The organism is Paraburkholderia humisilvae (assembly GCF_902859855.1).
GTDB classification, from domain to species: domain Bacteria; phylum Pseudomonadota; class Gammaproteobacteria; order Burkholderiales; family Burkholderiaceae; genus Paraburkholderia; species Paraburkholderia humisilvae.
The window spans coordinates 112569-139128 of the sequence record NZ_CADIKH010000005.1; the positions used below are offsets into that span (position 1 = coordinate 112569).

At 63.7% G+C, this 26560-nt stretch carries 22 protein-coding genes and 2 pseudogenes; 18 read left to right on the plus strand and 6 right to left on the minus strand.

Annotated elements, in window-relative coordinates:
- Window positions 1-55 precede the first annotated feature (55 nt).
- From mltG to HV796_RS06565, 11 genes are all read left to right on the plus strand, one after another.
- On the plus strand, window positions 56-1066 hold the full coding sequence (gene mltG / locus HV796_RS06515) for an endolytic transglycosylase MltG (RefSeq protein WP_175225651.1): 1011 nt from the start codon (window positions 56-58) through the stop codon (window positions 1064-1066).
- A complete protein-coding gene (gene tmk / locus HV796_RS06520) occupies window positions 1066-1686 on the plus strand; it encodes a dTMP kinase (RefSeq protein WP_175225652.1) in 621 nt (206 codons plus the stop codon). Before mltG ends, tmk begins: the two co-directional genes overlap by 1 nt.
- A gap of 11 nt (window positions 1687-1697) precedes the next feature.
- On the plus strand, window positions 1698-2747 hold the full coding sequence (locus HV796_RS06525; RefSeq protein ID WP_175225653.1) for a DNA polymerase III subunit delta': 1050 nt from the start codon (window positions 1698-1700) through the stop codon (window positions 2745-2747).
- Window positions 2748-2879: 132 nt separating this feature from the next.
- Entirely contained in the window at window positions 2880-3380 is a 501-nt protein-coding gene (locus HV796_RS06530) for a GNAT family N-acetyltransferase (protein ID WP_175225654.1), read from the plus strand.
- A gap of 66 nt (window positions 3381-3446) precedes the next feature.
- Window positions 3447-4238 carry a TatD family hydrolase gene (locus HV796_RS06535; protein ID WP_175225655.1) on the plus strand — a complete coding sequence of 264 codons (792 nt, stop codon included), beginning with the start codon at window positions 3447-3449 and terminating at the stop codon, window positions 4236-4238.
- A gap of 61 nt (window positions 4239-4299) precedes the next feature.
- Window positions 4300-5067, plus strand: coding sequence for an ankyrin repeat domain-containing protein (locus tag HV796_RS06540; protein WP_175225656.1), 768 nt, complete (start codon window positions 4300-4302; stop codon window positions 5065-5067).
- Between the two features lie 66 nt (window positions 5068-5133).
- On the plus strand, window positions 5134-5490 hold the full coding sequence (locus HV796_RS06545; protein ID WP_175225657.1) for a Rap1a/Tai family immunity protein: 357 nt from the start codon (window positions 5134-5136) through the stop codon (window positions 5488-5490).
- A gap of 479 nt (window positions 5491-5969) precedes the next feature.
- Window positions 5970-7190 carry a mechanosensitive ion channel family protein gene (locus tag HV796_RS06550; protein ID WP_175225658.1) on the plus strand — a complete coding sequence of 407 codons (1221 nt, stop codon included), beginning with the start codon at window positions 5970-5972 and terminating at the stop codon, window positions 7188-7190.
- 22 nt (window positions 7191-7212) lie between these two features.
- On the plus strand, window positions 7213-8628 hold the full coding sequence (gene otsA, locus HV796_RS06555) for an alpha,alpha-trehalose-phosphate synthase (UDP-forming) (RefSeq protein WP_175225659.1): 1416 nt from the start codon (window positions 7213-7215) through the stop codon (window positions 8626-8628).
- 16 nt (window positions 8629-8644) lie between these two features.
- The gene (locus HV796_RS06560) at window positions 8645-9808 is read left to right on the plus strand and encodes an AAA family ATPase (RefSeq protein WP_175225660.1); all 1164 of its coding nucleotides are present in this window, start codon (window positions 8645-8647) and stop codon (window positions 9806-9808) included.
- A gap of 333 nt (window positions 9809-10141) precedes the next feature.
- Window positions 10142-11212: a glycosyltransferase family 4 protein gene (locus HV796_RS06565; protein ID WP_175225661.1), complete on the plus strand. Its 1071-nt coding sequence runs from the start codon at window positions 10142-10144 to the stop codon at window positions 11210-11212.
- Window positions 11213-11360: 148 nt separating this feature from the next.
- Here the strand turns inward: HV796_RS06565 and HV796_RS06570 are convergent, their stop codons facing one another.
- From HV796_RS06570 to HV796_RS06590, 5 genes and pseudogenes are all read right to left on the minus strand, one after another.
- Window positions 11361-11945, minus strand: coding sequence for a hypothetical protein (locus tag HV796_RS06570; RefSeq protein WP_175225662.1), 585 nt, complete (start codon window positions 11943-11945; stop codon window positions 11361-11363).
- Between the two features lie 107 nt (window positions 11946-12052).
- A pseudogene (locus tag HV796_RS06575) lies at window positions 12053-12238 on the minus strand (transposase); the annotation flags it as partial.
- A 254-nt stretch (window positions 12239-12492) separates the two neighbouring features.
- Complete coding sequence (locus tag HV796_RS06580; protein ID WP_175225663.1) at window positions 12493-13080, minus strand: BPSL1445 family SYLF domain-containing lipoprotein; 588 nt, start codon at window positions 13078-13080, stop codon at window positions 12493-12495.
- A gap of 389 nt (window positions 13081-13469) precedes the next feature.
- The gene (locus HV796_RS06585) at window positions 13470-13949 is read right to left on the minus strand and encodes a hypothetical protein (RefSeq protein ID WP_175225664.1); all 480 of its coding nucleotides are present in this window, start codon (window positions 13947-13949) and stop codon (window positions 13470-13472) included.
- A gap of 418 nt (window positions 13950-14367) precedes the next feature.
- Window positions 14368-14664 carry a PsiF family protein gene (locus tag HV796_RS06590; RefSeq protein ID WP_175225665.1) on the minus strand — a complete coding sequence of 99 codons (297 nt, stop codon included), beginning with the start codon at window positions 14662-14664 and terminating at the stop codon, window positions 14368-14370.
- Window positions 14665-14846: 182 nt separating this feature from the next.
- Here HV796_RS06590 and HV796_RS06595 point away from each other — a divergent pair.
- Window positions 14847-15095, plus strand: a pseudogene (locus HV796_RS06595) (YciI-like protein); the annotation flags it as partial.
- A gap of 525 nt (window positions 15096-15620) precedes the next feature.
- Window positions 15621-16973, plus strand: a complete 1353-nt coding sequence (locus HV796_RS06600; protein ID WP_175225666.1) for a transposase — start codon at window positions 15621-15623, stop codon at window positions 16971-16973.
- 236 nt (window positions 16974-17209) lie between these two features.
- Here the strand turns inward: HV796_RS06600 and HV796_RS06605 are convergent, their stop codons facing one another.
- Entirely contained in the window at window positions 17210-18742 is a 1533-nt protein-coding gene (locus HV796_RS06605) for a mannose-1-phosphate guanylyltransferase/mannose-6-phosphate isomerase (RefSeq protein WP_175225667.1), read from the minus strand.
- Window positions 18743-19289: 547 nt separating this feature from the next.
- Between HV796_RS06605 and HV796_RS06610 the strand changes: the two genes are divergently transcribed.
- The 5 genes from HV796_RS06610 (at window position 19290) to HV796_RS06630 (ending at window position 26537) form a co-directional block, all read left to right on the plus strand.
- Window positions 19290-20714, plus strand: a complete 1425-nt coding sequence (locus HV796_RS06610) for an undecaprenyl-phosphate glucose phosphotransferase (protein ID WP_175225668.1) — start codon at window positions 19290-19292, stop codon at window positions 20712-20714.
- Between the two features lie 142 nt (window positions 20715-20856).
- Entirely contained in the window at window positions 20857-22275 is a 1419-nt protein-coding gene (locus HV796_RS06615) for a UDP-glucose dehydrogenase family protein (protein ID WP_175225669.1), read from the plus strand.
- A gap of 125 nt (window positions 22276-22400) precedes the next feature.
- Window positions 22401-22844: a low molecular weight protein-tyrosine-phosphatase gene (locus tag HV796_RS06620; protein WP_175225670.1), complete on the plus strand. Its 444-nt coding sequence runs from the start codon at window positions 22401-22403 to the stop codon at window positions 22842-22844.
- Window positions 22838-24016, plus strand: a complete 1179-nt coding sequence (locus tag HV796_RS06625) for a polysaccharide biosynthesis/export family protein (protein WP_175225671.1) — start codon at window positions 22838-22840, stop codon at window positions 24014-24016. Before HV796_RS06620 ends, HV796_RS06625 begins: the two co-directional genes overlap by 7 nt.
- Window positions 24017-24305: 289 nt before the next feature.
- The gene (locus HV796_RS06630) at window positions 24306-26537 is read left to right on the plus strand and encodes a polysaccharide biosynthesis tyrosine autokinase (RefSeq protein ID WP_377693477.1); all 2232 of its coding nucleotides are present in this window, start codon (window positions 24306-24308) and stop codon (window positions 26535-26537) included.
- Window positions 26538-26560 lie beyond the last annotated feature (23 nt).

Sequence of the window (26560 nt, forward strand, 5' to 3'; positions counted from 1 at the left end):
ACTTAGGGTAAGGCAACCAGCTATTATATGGGTCTTCACCTGAGCCTTGTCCCGCATGACCCTTTTGAAGAAATGTTTCCTGGCCGGCGCGGCGCTCGTCGTGCTGGCCGCGGCGGCTTCCTTTGGCGGATATCACTGGGCCACCACGCCGATCAACCTGGCTACTCCCCAACTGGACGTCACGATCAAGCCGCACAGCAGTCTGCGCAGCGTCACCGCGCAGCTGAACCGCGGCGGTGTGCCGGTCGAGCCGGAACTGTTCGTGCTGATGGCGCGCGCGCTCGGGCTGCAGGCGGAACTGAAGTCGGGCAATTATGAATTCAGGAGCGGCGTGACGCCGTATGACGTTCTGCAGAAAATCGCGCGCGGCGATGTGAACGAATACGTGGCAACCGTGATCGAAGGCTGGACCTTCAAGCGGATGCGTGCGGAACTGGACGCGAATCCGGCATTGCGGCATGAATCCGCGGGACTGTCCGACGCGGACCTGCTGAAGGCGATCGGCGTGCCGCCCACGCCGACCGGCAACGCGGAGGGCCTCTTTTTCCCGGACACCTATCTATTCGACAAGGACACGAGCGACCTCGACGTCTATCGTCGCGCGTACCGGCTGATGAAACTGCGGATCGACGAAGCGTGGGCGACCCGCGCGCCGGGGTTGCCCTACCAGACGCCATACGAGGCGCTGACGATGGCGTCGATCATCGAGAAGGAAACCGGCAAGGCGTCGGACCGGCCGATGGTGGCCGGCGTATTTGCGAACCGGCTGCGCGTCGGTATGCCGCTGCAGACCGATCCGACGGTGATCTACGGAATGGGCGACAGTTACACGGGCCATTTGCGCAAGCGCGACCTGCTGACGGACACTCCTTACAATACCTATACGAGGATGGGATTGCCGCCGACGCCGATCGCGCTGCCAGGTGTCGCGTCGCTGCAAGCGGCATTGAATCCGGCGCAGACGAACGCGCTGTACTTCGTGTCGCGTGGCGACGGCAGCAGCATTTTTTCAGACACACTCGGCGATCATAACAAGGCCGTCGACAAATACATTCGAGGGCAATGATGGCGCGCGGCAAATTCATCACATTCGAGGGCATCGACGGCGCGGGCAAGACCACGCACCTCGGCTGGTTCCGGCAACGGCTCGAGGCGAAAGTCGCGCCGGGCGGCCGCTCGGTCGTGGTTACGCGCGAGCCGGGCGGTACGCCGCTTGGCGAATCGCTGCGCGAGATCCTGCTGCACCAGGCCATGGATCTGGAAACCGAAGCGTTGCTGATGTTCGCGGCACGTCGCGAACACCTCGCGCAGGTGATCGAGCCGGCGCTCGCGCGCGGCGACTGGGTGCTCTCCGACCGCTTCAGCGATGCGACTTTCGCGTACCAGGGCGGCGGGCGCGGGCTGCCGCGCGACAAGCTCGAAGCGCTCGAGCGCTGGGTGCAGGGCGGGTTCCAGCCGGATCTGACCGTGCTGTTCGACGTGCCGCCGGACACCGCAAGCGCGCGGCGCGGCGCGGCCCGTGCGCCGGACCGTTTCGAAGGCGAGTCGGATGCATTTTTTGCGCGCACGCGCGCGGAATATCTGCGGCGCGCGGAAGAGGCGCCCTACCGGTTTGTGATCATCGATTCAACGCTGAGCATGCCGTATATTCAGAAGAAACTTGAAGATATAATCGCAAGTATTTGAATTAAAAAGAAATGATCTATCCTTGGCAAACCGACGAATGGAGCCGGCTGCAGCAGTTGCGCGGTGCGTGGCCACATGCGCTGCTGCTGCATGGCCAGGCGGGCATCGGCAAGCTTCATTTTGCGCAGCATGTCGCGCAGGGCCTGCTGTGCGAGGCGCGGCAGGCCGACGGCCAGCCGTGCGGTCAATGCGCGGCCTGTCACTGGTTCGTGCAAGGCAATCACCCGGACTACCGGATCGTGCTGCCGGAAGCGCTGGCGGCCGAAGCGGGCTTCGCGGCAGCGGGCGCCGACGAGAAAGCCGACAAGGCGGCGGACAAGGCCGATGCGGACGACAGCAAAAAGACCCGCGCGCCGAGCAAGGAAATCCGTATCGAACAGGTGCGCGCGCTGCTGGACTTCTGCGGGGTCGGCTCGCACCGCGGCGGGGTGCGCGTGGTCGTGCTGTATCCGGCCGAGGCGCTCAATGTCGCGGCGGCGAACGCGCTGTTGAAAACGCTCGAGGAGCCACCGGCGGGCGTGGTGTTCCTGATGGTGTCCGCGCGCATCGACCGGTTGCTGCCGACGATCATCAGCCGTTGCCGCCAGTGGCCGCTGGCGACGCCCGCGCCCGACGTCGCGGCCGCGTGGCTGACCGCGCAAGACGTCGACGACGCCCGCGCGTTGCTTGCCGAAGCGGGCGGCGCGCCGCTCGCGGCTCTGGCGCTCGCGCGCGACGACAGCCGCGCGCTGCGTGACTGGACGCTGCAGCAGCTCGCGGCGGGCCGCGACTGCGATGCGTTTGCTTGCGGCGAGACGCTGCAAAAGCTGCCGGTGCCGCTCGTGCTCGGCTGGTTGCAGCGCTGGATGTACGATCTGCTCGCGCAGCGCACGGCCGGCATGCCGCGTTATTTTCCGGAAGCGACGGCCGCGCTCGCGCGCTGCGCCGCGCAGGCGGATGCGGGCGCATTCGCCCGGTTCATGAAGAGCGTCACGCGGCAGCGCGCGGTCGAGAACCATCCGTTGAACGCGCGGCTTGTCTTTGAAGAGCTGTTTCTTGGCTATCGCGACCTGTTCGCGTAGCGGCTGGGGAGCCCACTTGGGGGGGCGCCCGCCTGCGCGATAGATGGCGGCGCGCGTAGGGCAGGCTGCCCGCGCGCAGCCCGACCGATGCCTGCGCGCTTTTACAATACCGATCGACCGCTGTATCGAACCATGACGCTTTCCTACCGCGACGCCACGCCCGACGATCTGCCCGCGATCGTCGCGATCTATAACTCGACGGTGCCGTCGCGGCAGGCGACCGCGGACCTCGAACCGGTCAGCGTCGCCAGCCGCCGCGCGTGGTTCGACGCGCACGGGCCGCAACGCCGGCCGCTATGGGTGGTCGAAGAAGGCGGCGAGGTGATCGCGTGGCTCAGTTTTTCGGACTTTTACGGCCGCCCGGCATACGGACGCACCGCCGAAATCAGCATCTATCTGGACCCGGGCGCGCGCGGCAAAGGCCTCGGCACGGCGCTGCTCGAAGCGGCGCTCGAGGCCGCGCCGGGGCTTGGCATCGATACGCTGCTCGGCTTCGTGTTTGGCCATAACGAATCGAGCCTGCGGCTTTTCCGCCGCTTCGGATTCGCCGATTGGGGCGTGCTGCCGCGCGTGGCCGTGCTCGACGGCATCGAACGGGACCTGGTGATTGTCGGGCGGCGCTTGTGTCCATAGCTGAGGCCCGCTTCACCGCTTTCCCGCTGGTTTGCTGAGCGTAGGTGTCTTAAATCAGGATTTGCCATGTTTGTCGATTCACATTGCCATATCAACTTCGAAGGACTCGCCGAGCGCCTGCCACAGGTGCTCGATAATATGCGCGAGCATGCGGTGACGCATGCGCTGTGCGTGTCGGTCGATCTGGAAACGCTGCCGTCGGTGCTCGACATCGCCGAGCGGCACGAGAACGTCTACGCATCGGTCGGTGTGCATCCGGACCACGAGGACGCGCGCGAGCCGACCGTGGCCCAGCTGGCCGAGCTGGCCGCGCATCCGAAGGTGATCGCGATCGGCGAGACGGGGCTCGACTATTACCGGCTCGAAGGCCGCTCGATTGCCGACATGGAATGGCAGCGCGAGCGCTTTCGCACGCATATCCGTGCCGCGCACGCCACGCGCAAGCCGCTGATCATCCATACGCGCGCGGCCGCGGACGACACGCTGCGCATCATGGCCGAGGAACGCGCCGGCGAACCCGGCGGCGTGATGCATTGCTTCACCGAACCGTGGCCGATCGCCGAGCAGGCGCTCGCGCAAAATTTCTACATTTCGCTATCGGGTATCGTCACGTTCAAGAGTGCGACCGACGTGCAGGACGTCGCGCGCCGCGTGCCGCTCGATCGTCTGCTGATCGAAACCGACTCGCCGTACCTCGCGCCCGTGCCATATCGGGGCAAGCCTAATGAACCTGCGTACGTAAGTTATGTCGGACGCTTCATCGCGCAGCAGCGCGACATGCCGGATACGGAACTGGCCGCGGCGACGACGCGCAACTTCTTCCGCCTGTTCGGCCTTCAGGCGCCCGCTGACGCATGACGGTTGGCTTGAAGTTTTTGCCTTGATATCAACAAGCTACTAGATATTATTAAAGTTAAATATGCAGAACTATTTTGCTGATCTCCGAATCCGTGGACTGCGTCGCCGCGCCGCTCTGGCCGCCGCGCGCACGGTACTGGCCGGTGCGGTCGCCGGCGCGGCACTGCTCACGCTGCTTGCGCAGCCCGCGGCCGCGGCCGCGGACAACACGGTGATCAAGGCCGTCAAGTTCGACGATGTGGCGGAAATCAAAAAGCAGCTGGCCAATGGCATCGACCCGAACATGACCGACGACTACGGCTTCCCGCTGCTCGTGCTGGCCGCGCGTGAAAAATCGGACAAGGTCGCGGCGGTGCTGCTCGACAACCCGAAGACGAACATCGAGATTGTCGACAAGGCTGGCGAAAATGCGATGATGATGGCGGCGCTCAACGGCGACGTCCCACTTGTCAATCTGCTGATTTCAAAGGGCGCCGAGGTGAACCGGAAGGGCTGGACGCCGCTGCACTACGCGGCGACAAACGGGCATGACGACGTCATCAAGGTGCTGCTCGATCACTCCGCGTATATCGACGCCGGTTCGCCGAACGGCACGACGCCGCTGATGATGGCCGCGCGCGGCGGCCATCTGTCGACGGTCAAGCTGCTGCTCGACAGCGGTGCGGACCTGAACGTGAAGAACCAGTTGGGCCTCACCGCGCTCGACTTCGCGAAGCAGTACAAGGAGCCGGACGTCGTCGAAGGGCTAACCGCGCGGTTGCAGCAGATGCAAAAGCAGGGGGCGCCCGCCGGCGGTGCTGCGCCGACGCCGCAAAACAGTGCAAAATAGCAGACCGGCGCGGGAAGCCGTTATCGCCGGGAAAAATCTGCATCGCTTATACCTCGAAGGAACATCATGCTGCGGGTTCTGATTTGCGCCAGCGTGCTTGCCGTCCCGCTGTCGGCGCACGCGTTTACGGGGGGCGACCTCAACAAGCTGTGCACGAAGACCGATATCGCGTCGCGAAGCGCATGCGGCGCCTATATCGAAGGCGCGGCCGACGGGGTATTCAACACGATCGACGCGATCGGCGGCACCACGGGCCCGCGTGTCGGGCAATACTTCTGCCTGCCGCCGGACGCCCGTTCGCAGCAGTTGACCGATGCGGTACGCAAATACATCGCGGAAAATCCGAATGCGGCGAGCTTCAACGCGAGCACCGCGGTATCGCTGGGGCTCGGCAAGGCATTTCCGTGCAGAGGGTCGAACTGACTGACCGACCGCTTGAGCGCGACGTAGCCGGCTGGCCGCCTGCGCGAACGGCTTGTGCGCAGCGGGCCAAAACGCGGTACCGGGGCGATACTCCTGGTGATGCCCAGTCATGTCTGGTAGTGTCCAGTCGTGTCCGCGGATGGCGGCCGCGCGTGTCGCGGCACCGCTGTATTTCTTCTGAAGGTCCCTGTCAGGCACGGGCACGAGCGCTGCTTTGCTTGACGCGCCTGGCAATCACACCACGCGCGCGCACGATGCGCGCAGTCCGCCACTCGCTGGCCGGCCGTCGGCCCGGCTGCGCATCGCGCGCTGGCTGATCGATTCGCGTTGTTCGGCCCGTCGTTCGGCCGTCGTTCGGGCCCATTGATCAGGCTACGCGCAATGCGAACCGATGCGCTGAACGACGCATCGAACAGAACGGGTGGCTCCGGCATGGGCCGCTCTCCTGCTCCGTAACCTTCACGAGGAAACAGACGTTGATGTTGACGTTCGACGATCTCAGCCGCATTGCCGCGGCGCCGCTTCATTCGTGGCTCGGCACGTTGGTCGTGTCCGCCTGCCTCGTGGCTGTCGCGATCGGCGCGCATGGGTTCGGCAAGCGCATACTGCTGCGCGTCGCCCGCCCGTATCCGCTTCTGACGGTCGTGCTGCGCCATATCGGCCGACCCGCGCAGCTCGTGATGACGATCATCGCGCTCGAGATCGTCTGGTGGGAGGCGCCGGATTCGCTGCCGCTGATTGTCGGGCTCAGAGATGTCGCGGCATTTGCGCTGATCGCGGCGATCACGTGGCTGTCGGTGCGTACCGCGGCCGCAATCGGCGAGGCGATCATCGCCGCCCATCCGCTCGATACTGCCGATAACCTGCACGCGCGTCGCATTCACACGCAGGCGCGCGTGCTCGCGCGCTCGGTGATGGTGGTGATCGTGATCGTCGGTATCGGCGCCGCGCTGATGACGTTCCCGAATGTCCGGCAGATCGGCGCGAGCCTGCTTGCGTCGGCCGGCGTCGCCGGTCTGGTCGCCGGTATTGCCGCGCGGCCGGTGCTCGGCAACCTGATCGCGGGCTTGCAGATTGCATTGTCTCAGCCGATCCGGCTCGACGACGTCGTCGTGATCCAGGGCGAGTGGGGACGCATCGAGGAAATCACGGGCACCTACGTGTCGGTGCGACTGTGGGACCAGCGCCGCCTGATTGTGCCGTTGCAGTGGTTCATCGAGAATCCGTTTCAGAACTGGACGCGCAGCAATGCGCAAATCATCGGCAGCGTGTTTATGTTCGTCGATTACCGGATGCCGCTCGCGCCGCTGCGCGACGAGCTCGCGCGCCTCGTCGAGACGGCGCCTGAATGGGACGGCCGCGTGCAGGTGCTGCAGGTTACCGATGCGACCGATCGCGCGATGCAGTTGCGCGTGCTGGTGAGCTCGGGCGATTCGGGGCTGAACTGGGATTTGCGCTGCCGGGTTCGCGAAGGGCTCGTCAGTTTCGTGCAGCAGCACTACCCGCAATACCTGCCGCGCTCGCGGGCCGATCTGGCGGCGAACTGGGACGCAAACGGCGCGGGCGATATGCCGACCCGCGAGCCGCTTGACTGGATGCCGAAGGCGGCGCCCGCGCCGGCGTCAAGCACCGCCGCGAATACCGAGGCCGATCCGGTCGCGGGACGCGGCACGGACGCGGGCACGGGCACGGGCACATGAACAGACAGAGGAGGGCAACAGCATGGGGCGACTGATCGTCGTGTCGAATCGCGTCGCGACGCCGACCGAAACCAGGGGGTCGGCCGGCGGACTCGCGGTCGGCTTGTTCGGCGCGCTGAAGGATACCGGCGGCGTCTGGTTCGGATGGAGCGGCGATGTCGTCAGCGAAACGGTCGCGAATGCAGGGCCGACGCTCGAGCAGGATGGTGCCGTGACGTTCGCGACGGTGGGCCTGACGCGCAAGGACTACGACCAGTACTACCGGGGCTTTTCGAATGCGACGCTGTGGCCGGTGTTCCACTATCGCAACGACCTCGCGCGCTATGAGCGCGACGAATACGCGGGCTACCGGCGCGTGAACGCGTGGCTGGCGCACAAGCTGGTCAAGCTGCTTGAGCCCGACGACATCATCTGGGCGCACGATTACCACCTGATTCCGTTCGCCGAAGCGCTGCGCGCCGAAGGCCTGACAAACCGCATCGGCTTCTTTCTGCATATCCCGTTTCCATCGCCGCAGATCGTGATCAACATCCCGCCGCACGAAGAGCTGGTCAAATCGATGTGCTGCTACGACCTGCTGGGCTTCCAGACCGACACCGACCAGCTCGCGTTTCACGACTACATCGAGCGCCATGCGCGCGGCACCGTGAAGGCGGACGGCCATGTCGAAGCATTCGGCCGCACGCTGCGCACGGGCGTCTACCGGATCGGCGTGTTCCCGGACGAGATCGCCGAACAGGCCAAACGCTATGAGAGCCGGCAACACGTGATGGACCTGAAGCAAAGCCTCGAAGGCCGCAAGCTGATCATGAGCGTCGATCGGCTCGACTATTCGAAGGGGCTTGTCGAACGCTTCCGCGCGTTCGAGCAACTGCTCGAACGCTCGCCCGAATGGCGCGGCAACGTGACGCTCGTGCAGATCGCACCGCCCACCCGCGCCGACGTATCGACTTATCAGCAGATCCGTCAGGACCTCGAATATGAAGCAGGACGCATCAACGGCCGTTACTCGGGCCTAGATTACACGCCGATCCGCTACCTGAACCAGCGCTACGACCGCTGGAAACTGATGTCGCTGTTCCGCGAGTCGCAGATCGGTTTTGTCACGCCGCTGCATGACGGGATGAACCTCGTCGCCAAGGAATACGTCGCTGCGCAGAACCCCGACGATCCGGGCGTGCTGGTGCTGTCGATGTTCGCGGGTGCCGCGGCCGAACTGAGCGGCGCGCTGATCGTGAACCCGCACGATTCGCTAGGCATGTGCGAGGCGTTGCAGCGCGCGCTGTCGATGCCGCTCGACGAGCGCAAGCGGCGCCACGAAATCAACATGGACGCGCTGCGCAAGAACGACCTCGGCGTGTGGCGCGATACGTATCTGCGCGACCTGCGCAGCGTGCCGCTTGCCGGCGCGGCGTCCGCTAGCGGACCGTCGGTCTGAGCGGCGCCAGTCGGCTGTGCTGACGACCCTCGCGATCGCCCATTACCGTTCGCTGCGCGACCTGATCGTGCCGCTTGCCGGGCTCAATGTGGTGACCGGTCCGAACGGCAGCGGCAAGTCGAACGTGTACCGCGCGCTGCGGCTGCTCGCCGCGACGGCCCGCGGCGGCGTGATACCGTCGCTCGCGCGTGAAGGCGGCCTGCCGTCGACGTTATGGGCCGGCCCCGAACGCTTTTCGCGCGCGATGCTCGCGGGGGAAGCGCCGGTGCAAGGCACACGCCGCCATGAACCGGTGAACCTGCGTCTCGGCTTTGCGGGCGATGACTTTGGCTATGCGATCGACCTCGGCCTGCCGATTCCGGGCCCGACGCAGTTCAGCCTCGACCCGGTGATCAAGCGCGAGTGCATCTGGAGCGGGCCGCTGTGGCGGCCGGCGGCGCTGCTTGTCGACCGGCACGGCGCGTCGCTGCGCACACGCGCGGACGATGGCGACTGGCAGACCGTCCCGCAGACCATCGCGAGCTTCGACAGCATGATGACCGAGTTCGCCGATCCTCACGGCGCGCCGGAAATGCTGGCGGTGCGCGAGCAGATCCGTTCGTGGCGCTTCTACGACTACTTCCGGACCGACGCCGGCGCGCCCGCGCGCGTGCCGCAAATCGGCACGCATACGCCGGTGCTCGCCGACGACGGCGCCGATCTCGCCGCCGCGCTGCAGACGATCCGCGAGATCGGCTCGCCGCGCGCGCTCGACGATGCGGTGAGCGACGCGTTTCCCGGCGCGCGGATCGACATCGCGAACCGCGACGGTCGCTTCGAAGTGACGATGCAGCAGCAAGGCCTGCTGCGGCCGCTCAAGGCAGCGGAACTGTCGGACGGTACGCTGCGCTATCTGCTGCTGATTGCCGCGTTGCTGACGCCGCGCCCACCCGCGCTGCTGGTGCTGAACGAACCGGAAACGAGCCTGCATCCGGACCTGCTGCCGGCACTCGGACGGTTGATCGCGCAAGCATCGACACATTCGCAGGTGCTGGTGGTGTCGCATGCGGCGCGGCTGATTGCGTCGCTCGAGCGTGACAGCGGCAGCCAGTCGCTGGTGCTCGAGAAGGAACTCGGGGCGACCCGCATCGCGGGTGCCGACGAACTCGACCTGCCGGCCTGGAAATGGCCGACGCGCTAGGCAGGGGCACCGCGCGAGCGTGCCGCGCACATCACGCGATATACCGGCAAGCGGGGGAGTACGCAGGCTGCCGCGTGTTCGTGAGCGAATGTTTCCCGTTTGTAACAGCGCGCTGCAAGTGCAATAGACGCGGTTTTTTTCGGTAACCCAGGCAATAATCGAGTCACGTATGCCAAACGACAGCACACGACAGAGCAATGAGCCATTGCGCATGGGTTCACGCGCAGGCGGTTGTTGACCTGAGGTTCATGCCTGAGGTTCATGCCTGAGGTTCATGCCGATTGCCGGCAAGCTCGACGCGCTGGCATACTCGCTTGCCACTACGGAGACGTCATGAGAATTGCGCAGATCGCCCCTTTGACCGAGTCGGTACCGCCGAAACTTTACGGCGGCACGGAGCGGGTCGTGTCGTATATCACTGAGGCGCTGGTCGATCTCGGCCACGATGTCACGCTGTTTGCCAGCGGCGATTCGGTCACGAGCGCGAAGCTCGAAGCGGTGTGGCCGCGTGCGCTGCGCCTCGATCCGGGCATCCGCGACCGCGTCGCGCCGCATATGTTGCTGATGGAACTGGTGCGCCGCCAGGCGGACCAGTTCGACGTGCTGCATTTCCATATGGATTACTACTCGTTTTCGGTGTTCAAGCGCCAGGAAACGCCGTTCGTGACGACGCTGCACGGCCGTCTCGATCTGCCCGAGCAGCAGCCGGTGTTTGACACCTTCAACACCGCGCCGGTCATTTCGATCTCGAACGCGCAGCGCCAGCCTTTGCCGCAGGCGCGCTGGCTCACGACCGTCTATCACGGGCTGCCCGAAGCGCTTTATACGCCGCAACCGGTCGAGCAGAAGTACCTCGCGTTTCTCGGCCGCATTTCGCCGGAGAAACGCGTCGATACGGCGATTCGCATTGCGGGCCGCTGCGGGATGCCAATCCGTATCGCGGCGAAAGTCGACGCGGCCGACCGCGAATACTTCGAGCGCGATATCCGGCCGCTGTTCGATCTGCCGTATGTCGAATACATCGGTGAAATCGCCGACGACCAGAAGGCCGACTTTCTGTCCGGTGCGCATGCGCTCCTGTTCCCGATCGATTGGCCGGAGCCGTTTGGTCTCGTGATGATCGAGGCGATGGCATGCGGCACGCCGGTGATCGCGTTCAATCGCGGTGCGGTGCCCGAGGTCCTCGACGATGGCGTATCCGGCTATATCGTCGAAGACGAGATCGGCGCGGTCGCGGCGGTGAACCGGCTGAACAAGCTACCGCGACAGCGCGTGCGGCAGCGTTTCGAAGAGCGTTTCACGTCGCACCGGATGGCGCAGCAATACGTCGATGCGTATCAGTCGGTGATCCGTGCGCAGAAGCGTGCGCGCTTCAAGGTGATCGACACGTCGACGAGTCAGTGACAATGCCGCAAGCGGGCTTGTGAGACGAGGGATGCGCCAATCGTTCGGCAAAGCGCATCCGTTGCTAACAGGCAGTGAACCGAAAAAGTTGAGATCCAGTTGAGATCCAGTTGAGATCCGTTAGCGAGCCTTTCGGGGCTCGGCGCTGTTAATTAGAAGGGAGCCGCAGGATCTCGTTTGCATCGGCGCGTATCCACACAAGCGAGTGATTGACATCGTTCACCGCGACGTCGCCATCGCGGCCGGGTAGTAGTGAAATTTGCGCCAGTTGGTCGCCGGTCTTGTCTTGCACACGGATGTCACCGAAACGGCCCGGTCGATCGGACTGTATTTTCAACGCTCCTGAATCAGAAGCAATCGTCTGGTTTCGTGGAAGCGGTTCGAACGTCGATCTGTATTGCAGATGCCCCGAATATCCCGGGTAAGGTAGATAACGCTCTTCTCCAGTCTGCTCATAGAGTCTGCCGTCGTTGCCGCGGAAGATCGGACCGATCTGCCGGGACTGCGTATGAACAACAGGCGCTCCTCCGTTGGAGAACGACACGGAGGCCTGTTCGCTACCGTGACGAGCGCGAATGCTGATTGTCCCGGTCCCGGAGTGATATCCGTCAACACGGGCCGTGACCAGGGCGCCCGAGTCCGACTGCACGGACCTGACGCCCGTTTCCGGGTGGGGCGAATCGTTTTGGCTCGGCTGACCAGCCGACTGCGGCGACGCGTTCGAGACGTTCATATGAAGCTCCCCAGTTCATGAAATGAGACTTCATTCTGAAGAGGCCACCTGTACTCAGGTAACGACGGCGTATCACCTGCAACGGCAGGAGATAGCTGAAACCGCTAATGTCGCCGGATCAACAGGCTGCGCAGCCAGGCGCCCAGACGATCGGTGCGTCGTTGGACCTGCGGCATGAGAACGCGCGCACATTGCACCGGTAGTCGCCTCAAATTCTTATCGCCGCGCTTGCTGATGCTCAGCAGTGTCGGCTTGCCGCCCGTGCTGTATTGGCGTGGGAATGGCCCAGCAGCGTGAACAACTGGCGGCGCGTCAGCTTCTTGCGGAACACCGGAAGCAAGGCTTGCCGAGATCGATTCCGATCAACGAGATGGTGTCCGTGACGATCTCCCAAAAAGGACACAGCCCGATCAGCGTAAGCCGATCGGGCTGTGTCGGTCAGGCTGACCATCTCAGTAAGCCCCACGTCCGCAAAGACGTGGGCTATTCCTTGTCCGGTATCGCGCGCAGCGACCCGCCAGAGACGGTACGCGAGTTCGCCGGGTGCTCAGATCTTCAGCCGGGTGACCTTCGTACCGGCGAGCGACACATCGGCCATCAAACCCGCATTGGTCAGCACGAACACCTCGACGGGCGCGGTCGCCGTGGTCGAGTCGACCACACCGTTTGCACCGACCTTCACCAGGGCGACCGACGCATCGGCGCCGACCGACCAGCCATCCGCTGAGCGGAACCGGTCGAGCGCGTCCTGCGTCATGAACAGGAAAATGAGCGCCTTCGACTGCGCGCCTGCCTGCAGACCGAACGAACCCGATATGGTGCTGTAGTAGCCGACCGAGCTGCCGTCGACGCGCAGCGCGCCTTCGCCGTACTGCCCGCCGATCACAAAGCCAACCTGGATCACCGACGGGAACACCAGCACGCCGCGCGCTTTCCCGACCAGTTCGCGCGAACCGCTGACGGTGCTGAAGAGCCGCGACATCGTGCCGTCAACGGACGCGTCGATCGACTGCCGCTTCGACATATCGGTCGCGGCAGATTCTCCAGACTTCCCGGTGGTGGTGCAGCCTGCCAGTGCAAGACTTCCGAAAGCGAGCGCGGCGCTACTTTTTAGAATGAAGTTTCGTCTTTGCATCGTTTTTCTCCATCGTGGTTCCGGGGATGCAGCCTCAGGTCACGCGGGTTGCCGTTTAGTTATAACACACGGATGCACAAAGAGCGTCTTTTACCGGCAACCCGCAGCGCCTTGTGTGATGGGCGTTTCCGGGCAAATCACGGGGCATGAGGGTAAATCTGACCTGGCGCTGCGTGCGGACAAAGGCGTTGCTTCGCGAAGGTTCGCACGGTGCCTGGCTCGCGCGGCACGCGCTTTGCACTGATCATTTGAGCGCGATCGGTCGATTCGCATAACGGTTATTTTTACTGAGTACGCACCCCGGACGCAGTCGAATCGAAATGATGCTGAAAGTGTTGCGGCGACGCATCAATCGTCGCGCGCGATGCGCGCTCGGTCGATGTTTCAGTTCAGTGATTCGCCTGGCGCTTGGCTGAACTCTGCGCGGCGTCCGACGCGGCGTGCTGCACCGGCGGCCGGCGCAGCGCACGCCGGATGCCGCCGATCAGTGTGCCGATCACGAAGAGCGTCGCCGCCGGCACGACCCAGTAGCCGACGAACGCATGCCACAGGTAGGACGCGAGCGTTCTGCGGCGCAGCTTGTATTCATCGATCGCGTCTTGCTGGCGCGGCGCATTCGCGGCGAGCACATCAGCGGGACAGCCCGCCGCGCGTGCATCGTCGGGCGTGCCGCGGCAACGGGCCGGAGCGCCCGCGGCGCGTTGCGCATCGGTGAACTGCCAGCTCGTCAGCGCGTTGTTCAGGTCGACCCTGTTATAGGCCATCTCCTCCTGAATTTCGCGTACCGCGACGATCCCCACCGGCACCGACCAGAAAATGATCGCGACGAGCCAGCGACGCAGCCAGCGATTCTTGTGTCTCCCAACCATTCTTGCCTCCGTGCATGCGCTTTGGCATCAACGACAAGCGGGCGGCCCTTGGTGGTGTGTCGATTGTCTTTTGTATGGCGCGGTGGGGCCGTCTGTGCCGCCATCATAGAAGAAAACGGGTCGGGCGCAACTCGCCGATACGAGAGGGGGCGGTATGCGTCGCGCGCCACGTGAGGTAGCGGGCGCGGCAGGGAAATGCTTGATGACGCAACGAGCATCACAGTCGGCATCGACAATGCAAGGCGGCGACGAACCGCCTTGCATCGTTAAACCGTTCGCCCAATGCCCACCCAGGTTATTCAGACATGCTGCATGAGCGCCTCGCGGCTAAGCACAGGCGCTCGTGCGCAGCCGATTGCGAATGCAATGCAATGCAATGCAACTGCGTTCAAACAAACGCCAAACAAACGCCAACGCGTTAGCCCTTGTTGCTGAGGCAGGTCTTCATGAATGCCTTGCGGTCGTCGCCTTTCTTGTCGCCCGCTTGTGCGTTGCAGGCCTTCATTTTCTCCTGTTGCGTCATCGGCGCCGACGCGGCCATGGCCGACGATGCGGACAGACAGCTCTTCATAAACGCCTTGCGGTCGTCGCCTTTCTTGTCGCCGGCCTGTTTATTGCACATCGTCATTTTGTTTTGCTGGCTGTTGTCGGCAAATGCAGGGGCCGCGAGTAGTCCGCCGAGCACGAGTGCGGCGATTGCGGATTGGATCTTCATGGGAGACTCCATCGGTGGTTAGCGTTATTCGTCATGGTTCGATCCGGGGCCAACGCGTCCGGCCCGTCTGCAGCACCATCGTATTGAATGGTAATTGTCAGAACGGGCTAATGGGGGCGACGGTTGACGGTTATCCATGCCGGTGGGGCAGGTGTTTCCCTGGGTATGCGTAAGGCGCCGCGCGCGGCGAGTTTCGCGCCGCGCATCTGAAGCTCGCGTGGGAGTCGGTTGCGCGCGGTGAACTGCAATTGGGCGGCGCGCTCGCGGAGCCGGTCGATCTCGCGGTGCTGCGGTTCAGCGGCGCGTCGCAGCAGGCGGCTGAAGCGTTCGCGAACGCCGATCTCGACGTGCGGGCAGGACTCGTCAAACGATGGCGTGTGCGTGCGTGGACCACCGTGGTCGGTGAACACGCGGCGACGCCGGTGCGCTAAACGCGGTTTAGCGCTAGCGATCGGCGCGTGGCCTTTCGTTTAAGCAACCATGAGCGTATGAATCACGCAACGCGCGCGATCTGAATGGGTTACAAAACAGGTTGTGCGGCAGATCGCGATACGCTTTGCATAAGCGAATTGCAAAAGGCCGAGAGAATGCGTCAAGCGACCACGAAGCGCGTATTCGCTGCAACAGAATGCACGACGTTTATGTGACAAACGGGACCGAAACAATCCTGCGAACAGGACAAGTTTGTTTCTATCCGTAACACTTGCCCGCATCACATTCACGCAAACCCTGGTAATGGTATGCTTCGTGCACAAATTCTCCCATGCATGAGTGAGACCACGTTTCGTGCGCGCTAATTGGGAAAACACGCACTGACGCTGTGCGACGTCGTGCGGTTTCTTCGCAATCCGGCCGGAACGGAAAACATATTGTGCAACCGGGGGCGCTTACACGAACCACCAGAAGTTCGTGACTGCCCAAAGCCGCGGCCTGGCCTGGCCCGCGTGGAGAAATTCATGTTTTTCGATGAGCTAAGCAATGACGAATGGGCACGGTTATCCGCGCTCGTTTCCGATGAGCCAGCCGTCCGCTTGAATCGCCGTGGACGGCCGCGCGCCGAACCACGCATCGTGGCCAATGCCGTGCTGTGGATCATGACTACCGGCGAACCGTGGTCGAAACTGCCTGGGCGCTATCCGTCCGGTCCGACCTGCCGTCGCCGTTTCGAAGAATGGCAAGCCAACGGAACGCTGCTCGAAATGGTTCGTCTGCTGTCCGAGACGGGCCGCACGTTCGCGTATATTCCTGAGCCCACACCGCCTGCCGCTGCGAGGCCGGCGCCGGAAGTCGAGCCGCCGAAGACGCGCGACGACGCGGTGCGAGGCGTGTTCTGGAAGAGCCCTGAGTCGTGGCAGACCACGTCGGGCGCATCGGGTGTCACGAACGGCTGGCGCCCGCTTGGCGCGATGGCCGACATCACGCGGCAACTGGCGGGCACGGTCGACGCGGAGCCGGTCACGAACGAGATCGTGCCGACCGCGCATGCCGATTTCGCCGGCGGCGATGCCGAAGCCGGCGCGCTCGAAGCGAGCGCCGCCAGCGTCACGCAGGCGCATCCGCAACATGATGCGGCTGACGACGAATACAACGCGCTCTACGACGGTCATCAACATGGCGCCGCATTTGCGCCCAACGACCACACTTCGGACGCCGCTTCCGCGCGCGACCGCCAGCATGACCAGGAGGACTTTCACGCGCCGTTGTGGATGAATCTCGCGATGCCCGGCGGCGCGCAGTTCGCCGACGAACGCGGCTATGTGATCTACGTCGTCGCGGAGCAGGTCGCGAGTTCCCTGTACCGCGCGTGGGCGGAGATCATGAAAGACGGCCGGCGCGTCGAGCGTTCCGGGCTGATCGGCCCGCGTTTCGACGAAGCGGAAGCGGCACGCCGCTTCGCGCTCGAATGGGCGATCGAATGGATCGATCGCGAATGCGGCGTCACGGCGGCACACGTGCTCGGCGAGCAGGGTGGCGCGGCCGTGGCGGAGCGTGCGCAGGTCGCTCAGCACAAGGCCGCTCAGCACAAAGCCGTGCAGACCCAGCCGACGGCGCGGTCAGTGCCCGCGCATGCGGCGGCGCCGGTCACGCGTCCGATGCCGGAGTCGGCCGCAGCGAAGAACGCGTTGCCGGCCACGGGCAACCGCAATGGCAATGGAGCCGCGCCATCGTCGGCCGCGGCGTCGTACCCGCAGCATGCAAACGCACACCGTCTGCAATTGCGCCGATATCCGGGCGATAACAGCGCCGCCGCCGACAAGACGACGGACCGCTTCCCGCCGACGCGCAAATTCCTTTCGCACGTGCGCTGAACGCGCACGTGAGCACGCGCCGCATCGGCGAAGAAGCGCCGCCAGCGCGACTGCTGCAAACAACCTGTGAGAGAACCGCGGCAGAAGCGCTGCGATAACGATTCCGCGCCGTCAGTCCTGATCGGACTGCGGCGCGGTGTCAATCGAACGTCGAGCGGTGAAACAGGAGAGCAGGGAACGCCGGTGCAGCGATACCGGCGCGCAAACACCGGCGGCGAGCGCCGCCGGCCGTGCGTTCAACGGCGGCCGTACGTATCGTCGAAGCGGACGATATCGTCTTCGCCGAGATACGAACCCGACTGCACCTCGATAATTTCAAGCGGCATCTTGCCCGGGTTCTCGAGCCGGTGCGTGACACCGAGCGGGATATACGCCGATTCGTTTTCCGACACGATAAATCGCTCTTCGCCGCGCGTGACGAGCGCGGTGCCGCGCACCACGATCCAATGCTCGGCGCGATGGTGGTGCATCTGCAGCGACAGCTGCGCACCCGGCTTCACGACGATGCGCTTCACCTGGAAGCGCTCGCCGGTATCGACCGAGTCGTAGTGGCCCCACGGACGATGCACCTTGCGATGGTTGGTCGCCTCGGTGCCACGCTCGCTGCGAATGCGGCTGACCACCTTCTTCACGTCCTGCACACGTGACTTGTTCGCCACCAGAATCGCGTCGTCCGTTTCGACGACGACGAGATCCTGCGTACCGACACAGGCGATCAACCGGCCTTCCGAATGCGCGAACGTCGATTCGGCGCCTTCGAAGATCACGCGGCCACGGCCGACGTTTTCGGCGGCGTCCTTCGGCAGGATCTGCCAGATCGCATCCCACGAGCCGACGTCGGACCAGCCGGCCGCCAGCGGCACAACCACGCCGCTCGCGACGGACGTATCGCTGCCCAGTTGCTCCATCACCGCATAGTCAATCGAGTTCGACGGGCAATTGGCGAACGCATCGCGCTGCAGCCGGAAGAAGTCGCCATCCGCGCTGCCGCCTGCGTAAGCGGCGGCGCTCGCATCGTGAATCGCCGGATGGAAGTGCTTGATCGCCTTCAGCCAGGTCGACGCGCGCATGATGAAGATGCCGCTGTTCCAGAAGTATTCCTGCGATTCGACGTAGCGTTGCGCCAGTTCCAGATGCGGCTTCTCGACGAAGCGATCAAGCCGGCGCGCGCCGCCGACGCTTTCGCCGCTCGTCGCGGACATCGGTCCGCCGACGCGGATATAGCCGTAGCCTGTTTCCGCACGCGTGGGCACGATGCCCATCGTCACGATATGGCCGGCCGCCGCGTATTGCACACCGGCCGCGACGGCCGCGTGAAAGCTGGCGAGATCGGCGACCGCGTGATCCGCAGGCATCACGACCATGATGCCGTCCTCGTCGTGCGCGCTTACCGACAACGCGGCGGCGGTCAGTGCCGGCGCCGTGTCGCGGCCGACCGGCTCGAGCATCAGGCGGCTCGCCTTGCCGGTTACGCGCAACTGTTCGGCCGTCGTAAAGCGATGGTCTTCGTTGCATACCACCACGAGCTGATCGGCAACCGGATAGCCCGCGTCGAGCGCCTCGAGGCGCCGGGTCGTCGACTGCAATAGCGAGTCTTCGCCTAGCAAGCCGATCAGTTGCTTCGGATGCTGTTCGCGCGACATCGGCCATAGCCGGGTGCCGGAGCCTCCCGCCAGAATCACAGGCTGGATCTTGAGCTTGACGGAGAGCGGCGCGGCAAACTCGGGCCGGGATTGGACGGCGGTCGACGCCGTGCCGAGAACACTCATGGTTGACTCCTCGAACGGGGATGAGTGGTTCGAGTTTTAACACGTCGTAATTACTCAATAAAAGAATGCGTAAATAGATGAGATTTTTTCTGAAATTTCCGCCCGCGGAATTGAGATAGATTTAAGTCAACCGCACTCAAAAAATTCAAATAAATATGAGCATTGCGAAATAGCGGGATTCAGCTCGCCGCGAATCCCGGATGCATGAATACAACAGAGCCCGGAGGGGCGATGAAAGTAGTGTAAGAAAAGTGGCGGAGTCCAGCCGGATTGCGCTGGAAACGTGTTGCCAAGTGCAGAAAAAAGGTAACTATTGCAACATAAATTCAGAAAAAAATGGGCAATCGTTACCGATACAAATTGTTATTTTTAGAAGCTTGCGGCGCGAATTTTAATGCCTCTTTATTCATACCAGTACGAGGGTATTCACCTAATTCGCCAGAGCTTTCCCGCGCGAATAACTAACAGCCGCCGGATTGGATGACGTCGTGGCCAACAGGGTTGACCACGACGGCCCGAATCAGTTTGATCAACGAGGTGCAGCAGCATGCTGAGCGTTCTATCGAGAATCATCGACATCGCGATGGTCGCCTTGGGCGCCATGATCGCGGCCGCCGTGCACGTCGGGCACTTCACGTGGCTTGACGACATGCAAAGCATTTCGCTGACGTTCGACAGCCTGCTGGTCGTCGTGTTTTTTCCGGCGCTCGGCATCTATCAGTCGTGGCGCGGCAAGTCGCTGTATGACCTGCTGTGGCGCGTGTCGTGCGGCTGGCTGATGGTCGAACTGACCGGCATCCTGATGAGCTTCAGCCTGCACCGCGCGGAACTGCTGTCGCGCCTGTGGCTTGGTTATTGGGCGGTGGCGAGCGTGGTACTGCTGATCGTCACGAAGGCGGTCGTGCATACGGTGCTGAGGGGTTTGCGTCGCGAGGGCTTCAATCAGAAAGCGGTGGCGATCGTCGGCAGTGTGCCGTACGGCAAGTTTCTGATCGAGCAGATGAGGAGCCGTCCGGACGCGGGCTTCAAGCCGCTGGTCGTCTATACCGAAGATGGGGCGCGCAACCGCCGGGCGGACGATCCGCTCGACGACCCTCAGGCGCTCGAACTCGAGCCGCACGACGTCGAAGGCGTGCCGGTCGAGCGGGACTTCGCGACGCTCGTGCAGACGATGCGTCGCGACGCGGTGCGCGAATTGTGGATGGCGTTGCCGATGTCGAAGGAACGCACGATTCATCGCTTCGTCACCGAGTTCCGCAACGATTTCGTGAACATCCGGTTCATTCCGGACGTCAGGAGCCTGACGCTCTTCAATCAGCCGATGGTCGATCTGCTCGGCGTGCCGGCGATCAACCTCGCGGCGTCGCCGATCACCGATCTGCGCGTGCTGCCCAAGCGCGTGTTCGACCGCCTGTTCGCGCTGGCCGCATTGACCGCGCTGTCGCCGCTGATGCTCGTGATCGCCGTGCTGGTGAAGCTGTCGTCGCCGGGGCCGGTGTTTTTCCGGCAGAAACGCAAGGGCATCGACGGCAACCAGTTCGAGATCTACAAGTTTCGCTCGATGAAGATGCACAAGGAGGAAACCGGCAAGGTAACCCAGGCGACGCGGCGCGACCCGCGCATCACACCGGTCGGCGCGTTCCTGCGCCGCACGAGCCTCGATGAACTGCCGCAGTTCATTAATGTGCTCAAGGGCGAGATGTCGGTCGTCGGACCCCGCCCGCACGCACTCGAGCACGACGACATCTATAAGGACCTGGTGCGCGGCTACATGCATCGCTACCGGATCAAACCGGGCATCACCGGTTGGGCGCAGATCAACGGTTACCGCGGCGAAACCGACCGCATCGAAAAGATGATGGGACGCGTGAAGCTCGATCTGTACTACATGCAGCACTGGACCTTCTGGCTTGACATGAAGATCGTCGTGCTGACCTTCTGGAAGGGCTTCGTCGGCAGCAATGCATATTGAAGGCACAGCGCAACGCGCAGCGCAACACCGCCGCGCCGCGCATTCGCGTTGACGCAGCGAACCCCTTCATTTTGCATTCGATCTGTATTCGCTTTTGTTTGTCGAACTCCAGTTGACCACTCAATCTTTCGAGGTGTGATTCATGAACGTGACGATCATTGGAACCGGATACGTAGGCCTCGTGACAGGCGCGTGTCTTGCCGACATCGGCAACGACGTCTTCTGTCTCGATGTCGATCAGCGCAAGATCGATGTGCTGAACGACGGCGGTGTGCCGATCCATGAGCCGGGCCTGCTGGAAATCATCGCGCGCAACCGCAAGGCGGGGCGCCTGAAGTTCTCGACCGATGTCGCGGCGTCGGTCGCGCACGGCGACATCCAGTTCATCGCAGTCGGCACGCCGCCGGATGAAGACGGTTCCGCGGATCTGCAATACGTACTCGCCGCCGCGCGCAACATCGGCAAGCATATGGACGGCTTCAAGGTGATCGTCGACAAGTCGACGGTGCCGGTCGGCACCGCGCGCCGCGTGGCGGCGGCAGTGTCCGCGGAGCTTGCCGCGCGCGGCCTGAAGCAGATGTTCTCGGTGGTGTCGAACCCCGAGTTTCTGAAGGAAGGCGCCGCGGTCGAAGATTTCACGCGTCCGGACCGGATCGTGATCGGCTGCGATGAGGACGTGCCCGGCGAAAAAGCGCGCGAAATGATGAAGCGCCTCTATGCGCCGTTTAACCGCAATCGCGAGCGCACGTTGTACATGGATGTCGGCTCGGCCGAGTTCACCAAGTACGCGGCGAACGCGATGCTCGCGACGCGCATTTCGTTCATGAATGAGCTCGCGAACCTCGCCGACCGCGTCGGCGCCGATATCGAAGCGGTGCGCCGCGGGATCGGCTCCGACCCGCGCATCGGCTACGACTTCCTGTACGCCGGCTGCGGCTACGGCGGCTCATGCTTCCCGAAGGACGTGCAGGCGCTGATTCGGATCGGCAATGAGCACAGCCACGGCCTGCGCATTCTCGAAGCCGTTGAAGCGGTCAACGACGAGCAGAAGAAGATTCTCGCGAACAAGATCGTCGAGCGTCTCGGCGGCGACCTGGCGGGCCGCACCTTCGCGGTATGGGGCCTTGCCTTCAAGCCGAACACCGACGATATGCGCGAAGCGCCGAGCCGTCCGCTGATCGCGGAGCTGCTGGCGCGCGGCGCGAAGGTGAAAGCGTACGATCCGGTCGCGATGGACGAAGCGAGGCGTGTGCTCGCGCTCGATCTCGAGAACATGCCGAAGCGTCATGCACGGCTGTCGTTCGTGGAGGAGGAGATGGAAGCCGCGCGTGACGCCGACGCGCTCGTCATCCTCACCGAGTGGAAGGTGTTCAAGAGCCCGGACTTCGACAGCCTGAAATCGCATCTGAAGACGCCGGTGATTTTCGACGGACGCAACCTGTACGAGCCGGAGTCGATGCGCGAACTCGGCATCGAGTATCACGCGATCGGCCGGCAGCACGCGCAGCAGGATGCAACGGTGCGCGATGCATCAAAGGCGATGGCCAGCGCGCCGCTTTGAAAAGCATTGCGCACGCGGCCTGCTTGCAGGCCGCTGACAGGTCGTTTTGACAACCCGCTTGAGAACTTCACCCGCAATTACACAGAGAACCGCCAAACCGAAAAACGCCATCCACGGATATCGCCATGTTCGCCAATGTCCTGATCGTGTGCCACGCCAACGTCTGTCGGTCGCCCGCGGCCGAGATGCTGTTCAAGGTCCACCAGCACAGCCACTCGGGCGCGCAGATTGCTTTTCACTCCGCCGGTATCCGCGCGGTCGACGGTGACGGGATGGATCCGGTAATGCGGCGCCTGCTCGCGGAGCGCGGCGTAACGGCGGGTGAGCATCAGGCACGGCGCCTGAACAGGCAGATGGTGCGTGATGCGGACCTGGTGCTCGTGACCGAGCAGCGCCAGGTGAAGGATGTCGAAGCGCTGGACCCGGCCGCACGTGGCAAGGTCCATGCGCTTGGCAAATGGGAGGGGTCTGACGTGGTCGACCCGTACGGAGGCGAAGAGCGGGAATACCGCGAAAGCCTGGTGCTGATCGAACATCTGGTCATGGGATGGCTCAATAAAATATGCTGAAGCGAAATATCACTTGTCTGTTTCTCGTCGCGCTGACGGTTTTTCTGTCGGCCTGTGCGGTTGCGCCCGGGTATCACCTCGACACGTCGCGCCTGAATGACCCGGGACCGACCGGTCCGCAGCCGACCTATGACGTCAAGACGATCGACGCGCAGCTGATCGTCGAGCAGGCGAAGTTCGCCGCCGCGATGGCGCAGCCGCCGCTGCCACCGTCGCGCTATGACCGCGGCAACTACGTCTATCACGTCCAGCCGCAGGACATTCTCGGCATCACCGTGTGGAATCACCCGGAACTGACGACGCAGAGCGGCACGACGCTGTCGACCGGCGGCAATACGACGCAGACGATCGCGAGCACGCTGCAGCAGCCGTATACGACCGCGCTGCCCGGCCAGGCCGACCCGTTCGGTCAGACGGTGACACCCGACGGCACGATCTTTTTCCCGTTCGTCGGGCGTATTCGCGCGGCCGGCAAGACCACGTCGCAAATCCGTGACGAACTCTCGGTCGCGCTCGTGCCGTACATCAAGAATCCGCAAGTCGACGTACGCGTGCTCGCGTATCGCAGCCAGATGGTCGACGTGACCGGCGACGTGAAGACCCCCGGGCCGCTCGCGATCAGCGATGTGCCGTTGAATCTGTCCGATGCGATCGCCCGCTCGGGCGGCACGAACCCCGACTCGGACCTGCAGCGCGTGCGTCTGACACGCGACAAGAAGCTCTACATCCTGAACGCGGATGCGATGCTCGATCGCGGCGACACCTCGCAAAACGTGCTGCTGCAGCCAGGCGACGTGATCAACGTGCCCGACCGCACCGATAGCCGCATCTTCGTGATGGGCGAGGTGAAGACGCCGTCCACGATGAACATGCTGAAGGGCCGCTTCACGATCGCCGATGCGTTGACCGGCGCGGGCGGCATTCTCGACACCGATGCGAACCCGCGGCAGATCTTCGTGATGCGCGGCATGCGCGACAACCCGACCTCGCCGGAGATTTTCCGGCTCGACCTGACGCAGCCCGATGCGGTGATGCTGACCTCGCAGTTCCAGCTTCAGCCGCTTGACGTGGTGTACGTGGGCACGGCGGTCGGCGCGACGTTCAACCGCATGATCCAGCAGATTCTGCCGACCCTGCAGTCCGTGTTCTTCATCAAGGAGCTGACGAACTGATGCCGCGTTCCGGCCGCCGTTGCAGCGTCGCGGGTTTGCCGCGACGGCGCGCCGCGGCGGCCGCTTGAAGCGCCGCGCAAGCCAAGGGAATCAGGAAGGGAAGCGAACCGGACGGTGGCGGAATGTCGGTCCGTCTCCGTTCCGCTTTCGTCCTGCTTTTGCCTTGATTGACTGCTGCTGAATCGCCGGCGGCCGGGTAGGGCAGCAACCGTGCTGCGACCCGTGCTGTCCCTGAAACCGCAGTAAGCCTGAAACGCCGTAAGGCACCCGAACCAACGGGGATCGAACCGTGAGTACTCAAGTCAACACGCATCTGGCCATCCAGGGCCGCACCGAGGAAGAGGACGTCGTCCTCGGCCAGCTGATCCAGACGATCATCGACGACATCTGGTGGCTGATCGCGGTCGCCGCGACGATCATCGCGATAGCGGGCGTGTACTGCTACATTGCGAAGCCGATCTATTCGGCCGATGCGCATGTGCGCGTCGAGCAGCAGGACAACACGTCGCAGGCGCTCACGCAAAACCAGACCGGTGCGCCGATCTCGACCGGTGCCGGCGGGGCGGCCTCGCTGCCGACCGACGCCGAGATCGAGATCATCAAAAGCCGCGGCGTGCTGGGGCCGGTCGTGCAGCAGATGAAGCTGAACTTCTCGGTTGCGCCGAAGACGTTCCCGTTTCTCGGCCGCCTCGCGGCTCGCTTGCACAAGTCCGACGATCTCGCGAAGCCGTGGTTCGGCCTGAAGTCGTATGCATGGGGAGGTGAGCAGGCCACCGTCGACTCAATCGAAGTGACGCCTGGGCTCGAAGGCAAGCCGCTGACGATGACCGCGCTCGGCGATAGCCAGTACGAACTGCACGCGCCGGACGGTCAACTGCTGTTGCGCGGCCAGGTCGGCCAGACCGCGCAGGGCGGCGGCGTGACGCTGCTCGTCGACAAGCTGGTCGCGCGGACGGGTACGCAGTTCACCGTGACGCGCTTCAATGACCTCGATGCGATCGCCGGCTTCCAGTCGGCGGTCAAGGTGACCGAGCAGGGCAAGCAGACCGGCGTGATCGAGATTTCGCTCGAAAGCGGCGATCCGGATCAGGCCGCGGCGATTGCGAACGCGGTCGCGCAGTCGTACCTGAACGAGCACATCCAGACCAAGCAGGCCGACGCGAGCCGGATGCTCGACTTCCTGAAGAGCGAGGAACCGCGCCTGAAGTCCGACCTCGAGAACGCCGAAGCGGCGCTGACCGCATACCAGAGCAAGTCCGGTTCGATCAATGCATCGGATGAAGCGACCATCTACCTGAACGGCGCAGTCGAGTACCAGAAGCAGATCGCGTCGCTGAAGATGCAGATCGCGTCGTTGCAGCAGACCTATGCGGACGATCACCCGATCATCAAGGCGGCGCGCCAGCAGATGGCCGAACTGCAGGCGCAGGAGGCGAGCTATTCGGCGCGCTTCCGCGATTTGCCGGCGACCGAAGTGCGCGCGGTGCAGCTGCAACGCGATGCGAAGGTCGCGGAAGACATCTACGTGCTGCTGCTCAACCGCGTGCAGGAGCTGTCGGTGCAGCGCGCCGGCACGGGCGGCAACGTGCATATCGTCGACGCGGCGCTGCGCCCGGGCGAGCCCGTCAAGCCGAAGAAATTCCTGATCCTGTCGGCGGCGACGATCCTCGGCCTGATCGCCGGCATCGGCCTCGTGCTGGTCCGCCGCAACATGTTCAAGGGCATCGACGATCCGGAACACGTCGAGCGCATCTTCCACCTGCCGGTATACGGGCTCGTGCCGCTGTCGGCCGAGCAGGCGGTGCTCGAAAACCAGGTGGTGCGCGGCGCGGCGCGCGAGCGCCAGGTGCTCGCGAACGCAAAGCCGAAGGATGTCTGCATCGAAGCGCTGCGCAGCCTGCGCACGTCGATCCAGTTCACGCTGATGGACGCGCGCAACCGCATCATCATGCTGACCGGCCCGATGCCGGCGGTCGGCAAGAGCTTCCTGACCGTCAACCTCGCGGTGCTGCTCGCGCACTCGGGCAAACGCGTGCTGATGATCGACGGCGACATGCGGCGCGGTTCGCTCGAACGGCACCTGGGCGGCCCGCAGGCGAACGGCCTGTCCGAGCTGCTGTCCGGGCAGATCTCGCTCGAAGAAGCGATCCGCCCGAGCGACACGCCGGGGCTGTTCTTCATCTCGTGCGGCGTGCGTCCGCCGAACCCGTCGGAACTGCTGATGTCGCCGCGTCTGCCGCAGTATCTGGACGCGCTGCAAAAGCGCTACGACGTCGTGCTGATCGATACGCCGCCGGTGCTGGCGGTGACCGACGCATCGATTATCGGCGGCTACGCGGGCTCGACGTTCTTCGTCGTGCGCTCGGGCATGCATACCGAAAACGAGATCAGCGATTCGCTCAAGCGGCTAAGTGTGGCCGGCGTGCATGTGCAAGGCGCGATTTTCAACGCGATGCCGACCCGCGCGCGCGGCGGTTACGACCGCAGCTACGCGGCCGTGCAGGAATATCTGAGCAACTGATGGGACGAACGACAACGGCTTGA

Excerpts from the sequence above, each read along its gene's own strand:
- HV796_RS06580 (WP_175225663.1), bottom strand. The coding sequence starts at position 13,080 with ATGCAAAGACGAAACTTCATTCTAAAAAGTAGCGCCGCGCTCGCTTTC.
- HV796_RS06570 (WP_175225662.1), bottom strand. The coding sequence starts at position 11,945 with ATGAACGTCTCGAACGCGTCGCCGCAGTCGGCTGGTCAGCCGAGCCAA.
- HV796_RS06540 (WP_175225656.1), top strand. The coding sequence starts at position 4,300 with ATGCAGAACTATTTTGCTGATCTCCGAATCCGTGGACTGCGTCGCCGC.
- HV796_RS06535 (WP_175225655.1), top strand. The coding sequence starts at position 3,447 with ATGTTTGTCGATTCACATTGCCATATCAACTTCGAAGGACTCGCCGAG.
- HV796_RS06610 (WP_175225668.1), top strand. The coding sequence starts at position 19,290 with ATGCTGAGCGTTCTATCGAGAATCATCGACATCGCGATGGTCGCCTTG.
- HV796_RS06565 (WP_175225661.1), top strand. The coding sequence starts at position 10,142 with ATGAGAATTGCGCAGATCGCCCCTTTGACCGAGTCGGTACCGCCGAAA.
- HV796_RS06550 (WP_175225658.1), top strand. The coding sequence starts at position 5,970 with ATGTTGACGTTCGACGATCTCAGCCGCATTGCCGCGGCGCCGCTTCAT.
- HV796_RS06530 (WP_175225654.1), top strand. The coding sequence starts at position 2,880 with ATGACGCTTTCCTACCGCGACGCCACGCCCGACGATCTGCCCGCGATC.
- HV796_RS06545 (WP_175225657.1), top strand. The coding sequence starts at position 5,134 with ATGCTGCGGGTTCTGATTTGCGCCAGCGTGCTTGCCGTCCCGCTGTCG.
- HV796_RS06600 (WP_175225666.1), top strand. The coding sequence starts at position 15,621 with ATGTTTTTCGATGAGCTAAGCAATGACGAATGGGCACGGTTATCCGCG.
- tmk (WP_175225652.1), top strand. The coding sequence starts at position 1,066 with ATGGCGCGCGGCAAATTCATCACATTCGAGGGCATCGACGGCGCGGGC.
- HV796_RS06615 (WP_175225669.1), top strand. The coding sequence starts at position 20,857 with ATGAACGTGACGATCATTGGAACCGGATACGTAGGCCTCGTGACAGGC.
- HV796_RS06590 (WP_175225665.1), bottom strand. The coding sequence starts at position 14,664 with ATGAAGATCCAATCCGCAATCGCCGCACTCGTGCTCGGCGGACTACTC.
- HV796_RS06605 (WP_175225667.1), bottom strand. The coding sequence starts at position 18,742 with ATGAGTGTTCTCGGCACGGCGTCGACCGCCGTCCAATCCCGGCCCGAG.
- mltG (WP_175225651.1), top strand. The coding sequence starts at position 56 with ATGACCCTTTTGAAGAAATGTTTCCTGGCCGGCGCGGCGCTCGTCGTG.
- HV796_RS06585 (WP_175225664.1), bottom strand. The coding sequence starts at position 13,949 with ATGGTTGGGAGACACAAGAATCGCTGGCTGCGTCGCTGGCTCGTCGCG.
- HV796_RS06620 (WP_175225670.1), top strand. The coding sequence starts at position 22,401 with ATGTTCGCCAATGTCCTGATCGTGTGCCACGCCAACGTCTGTCGGTCG.
- HV796_RS06625 (WP_175225671.1), top strand. The coding sequence starts at position 22,838 with ATGCTGAAGCGAAATATCACTTGTCTGTTTCTCGTCGCGCTGACGGTT.
- HV796_RS06525 (WP_175225653.1), top strand. The coding sequence starts at position 1,698 with ATGATCTATCCTTGGCAAACCGACGAATGGAGCCGGCTGCAGCAGTTG.
- otsA (WP_175225659.1), top strand. The coding sequence starts at position 7,213 with ATGGGGCGACTGATCGTCGTGTCGAATCGCGTCGCGACGCCGACCGAA.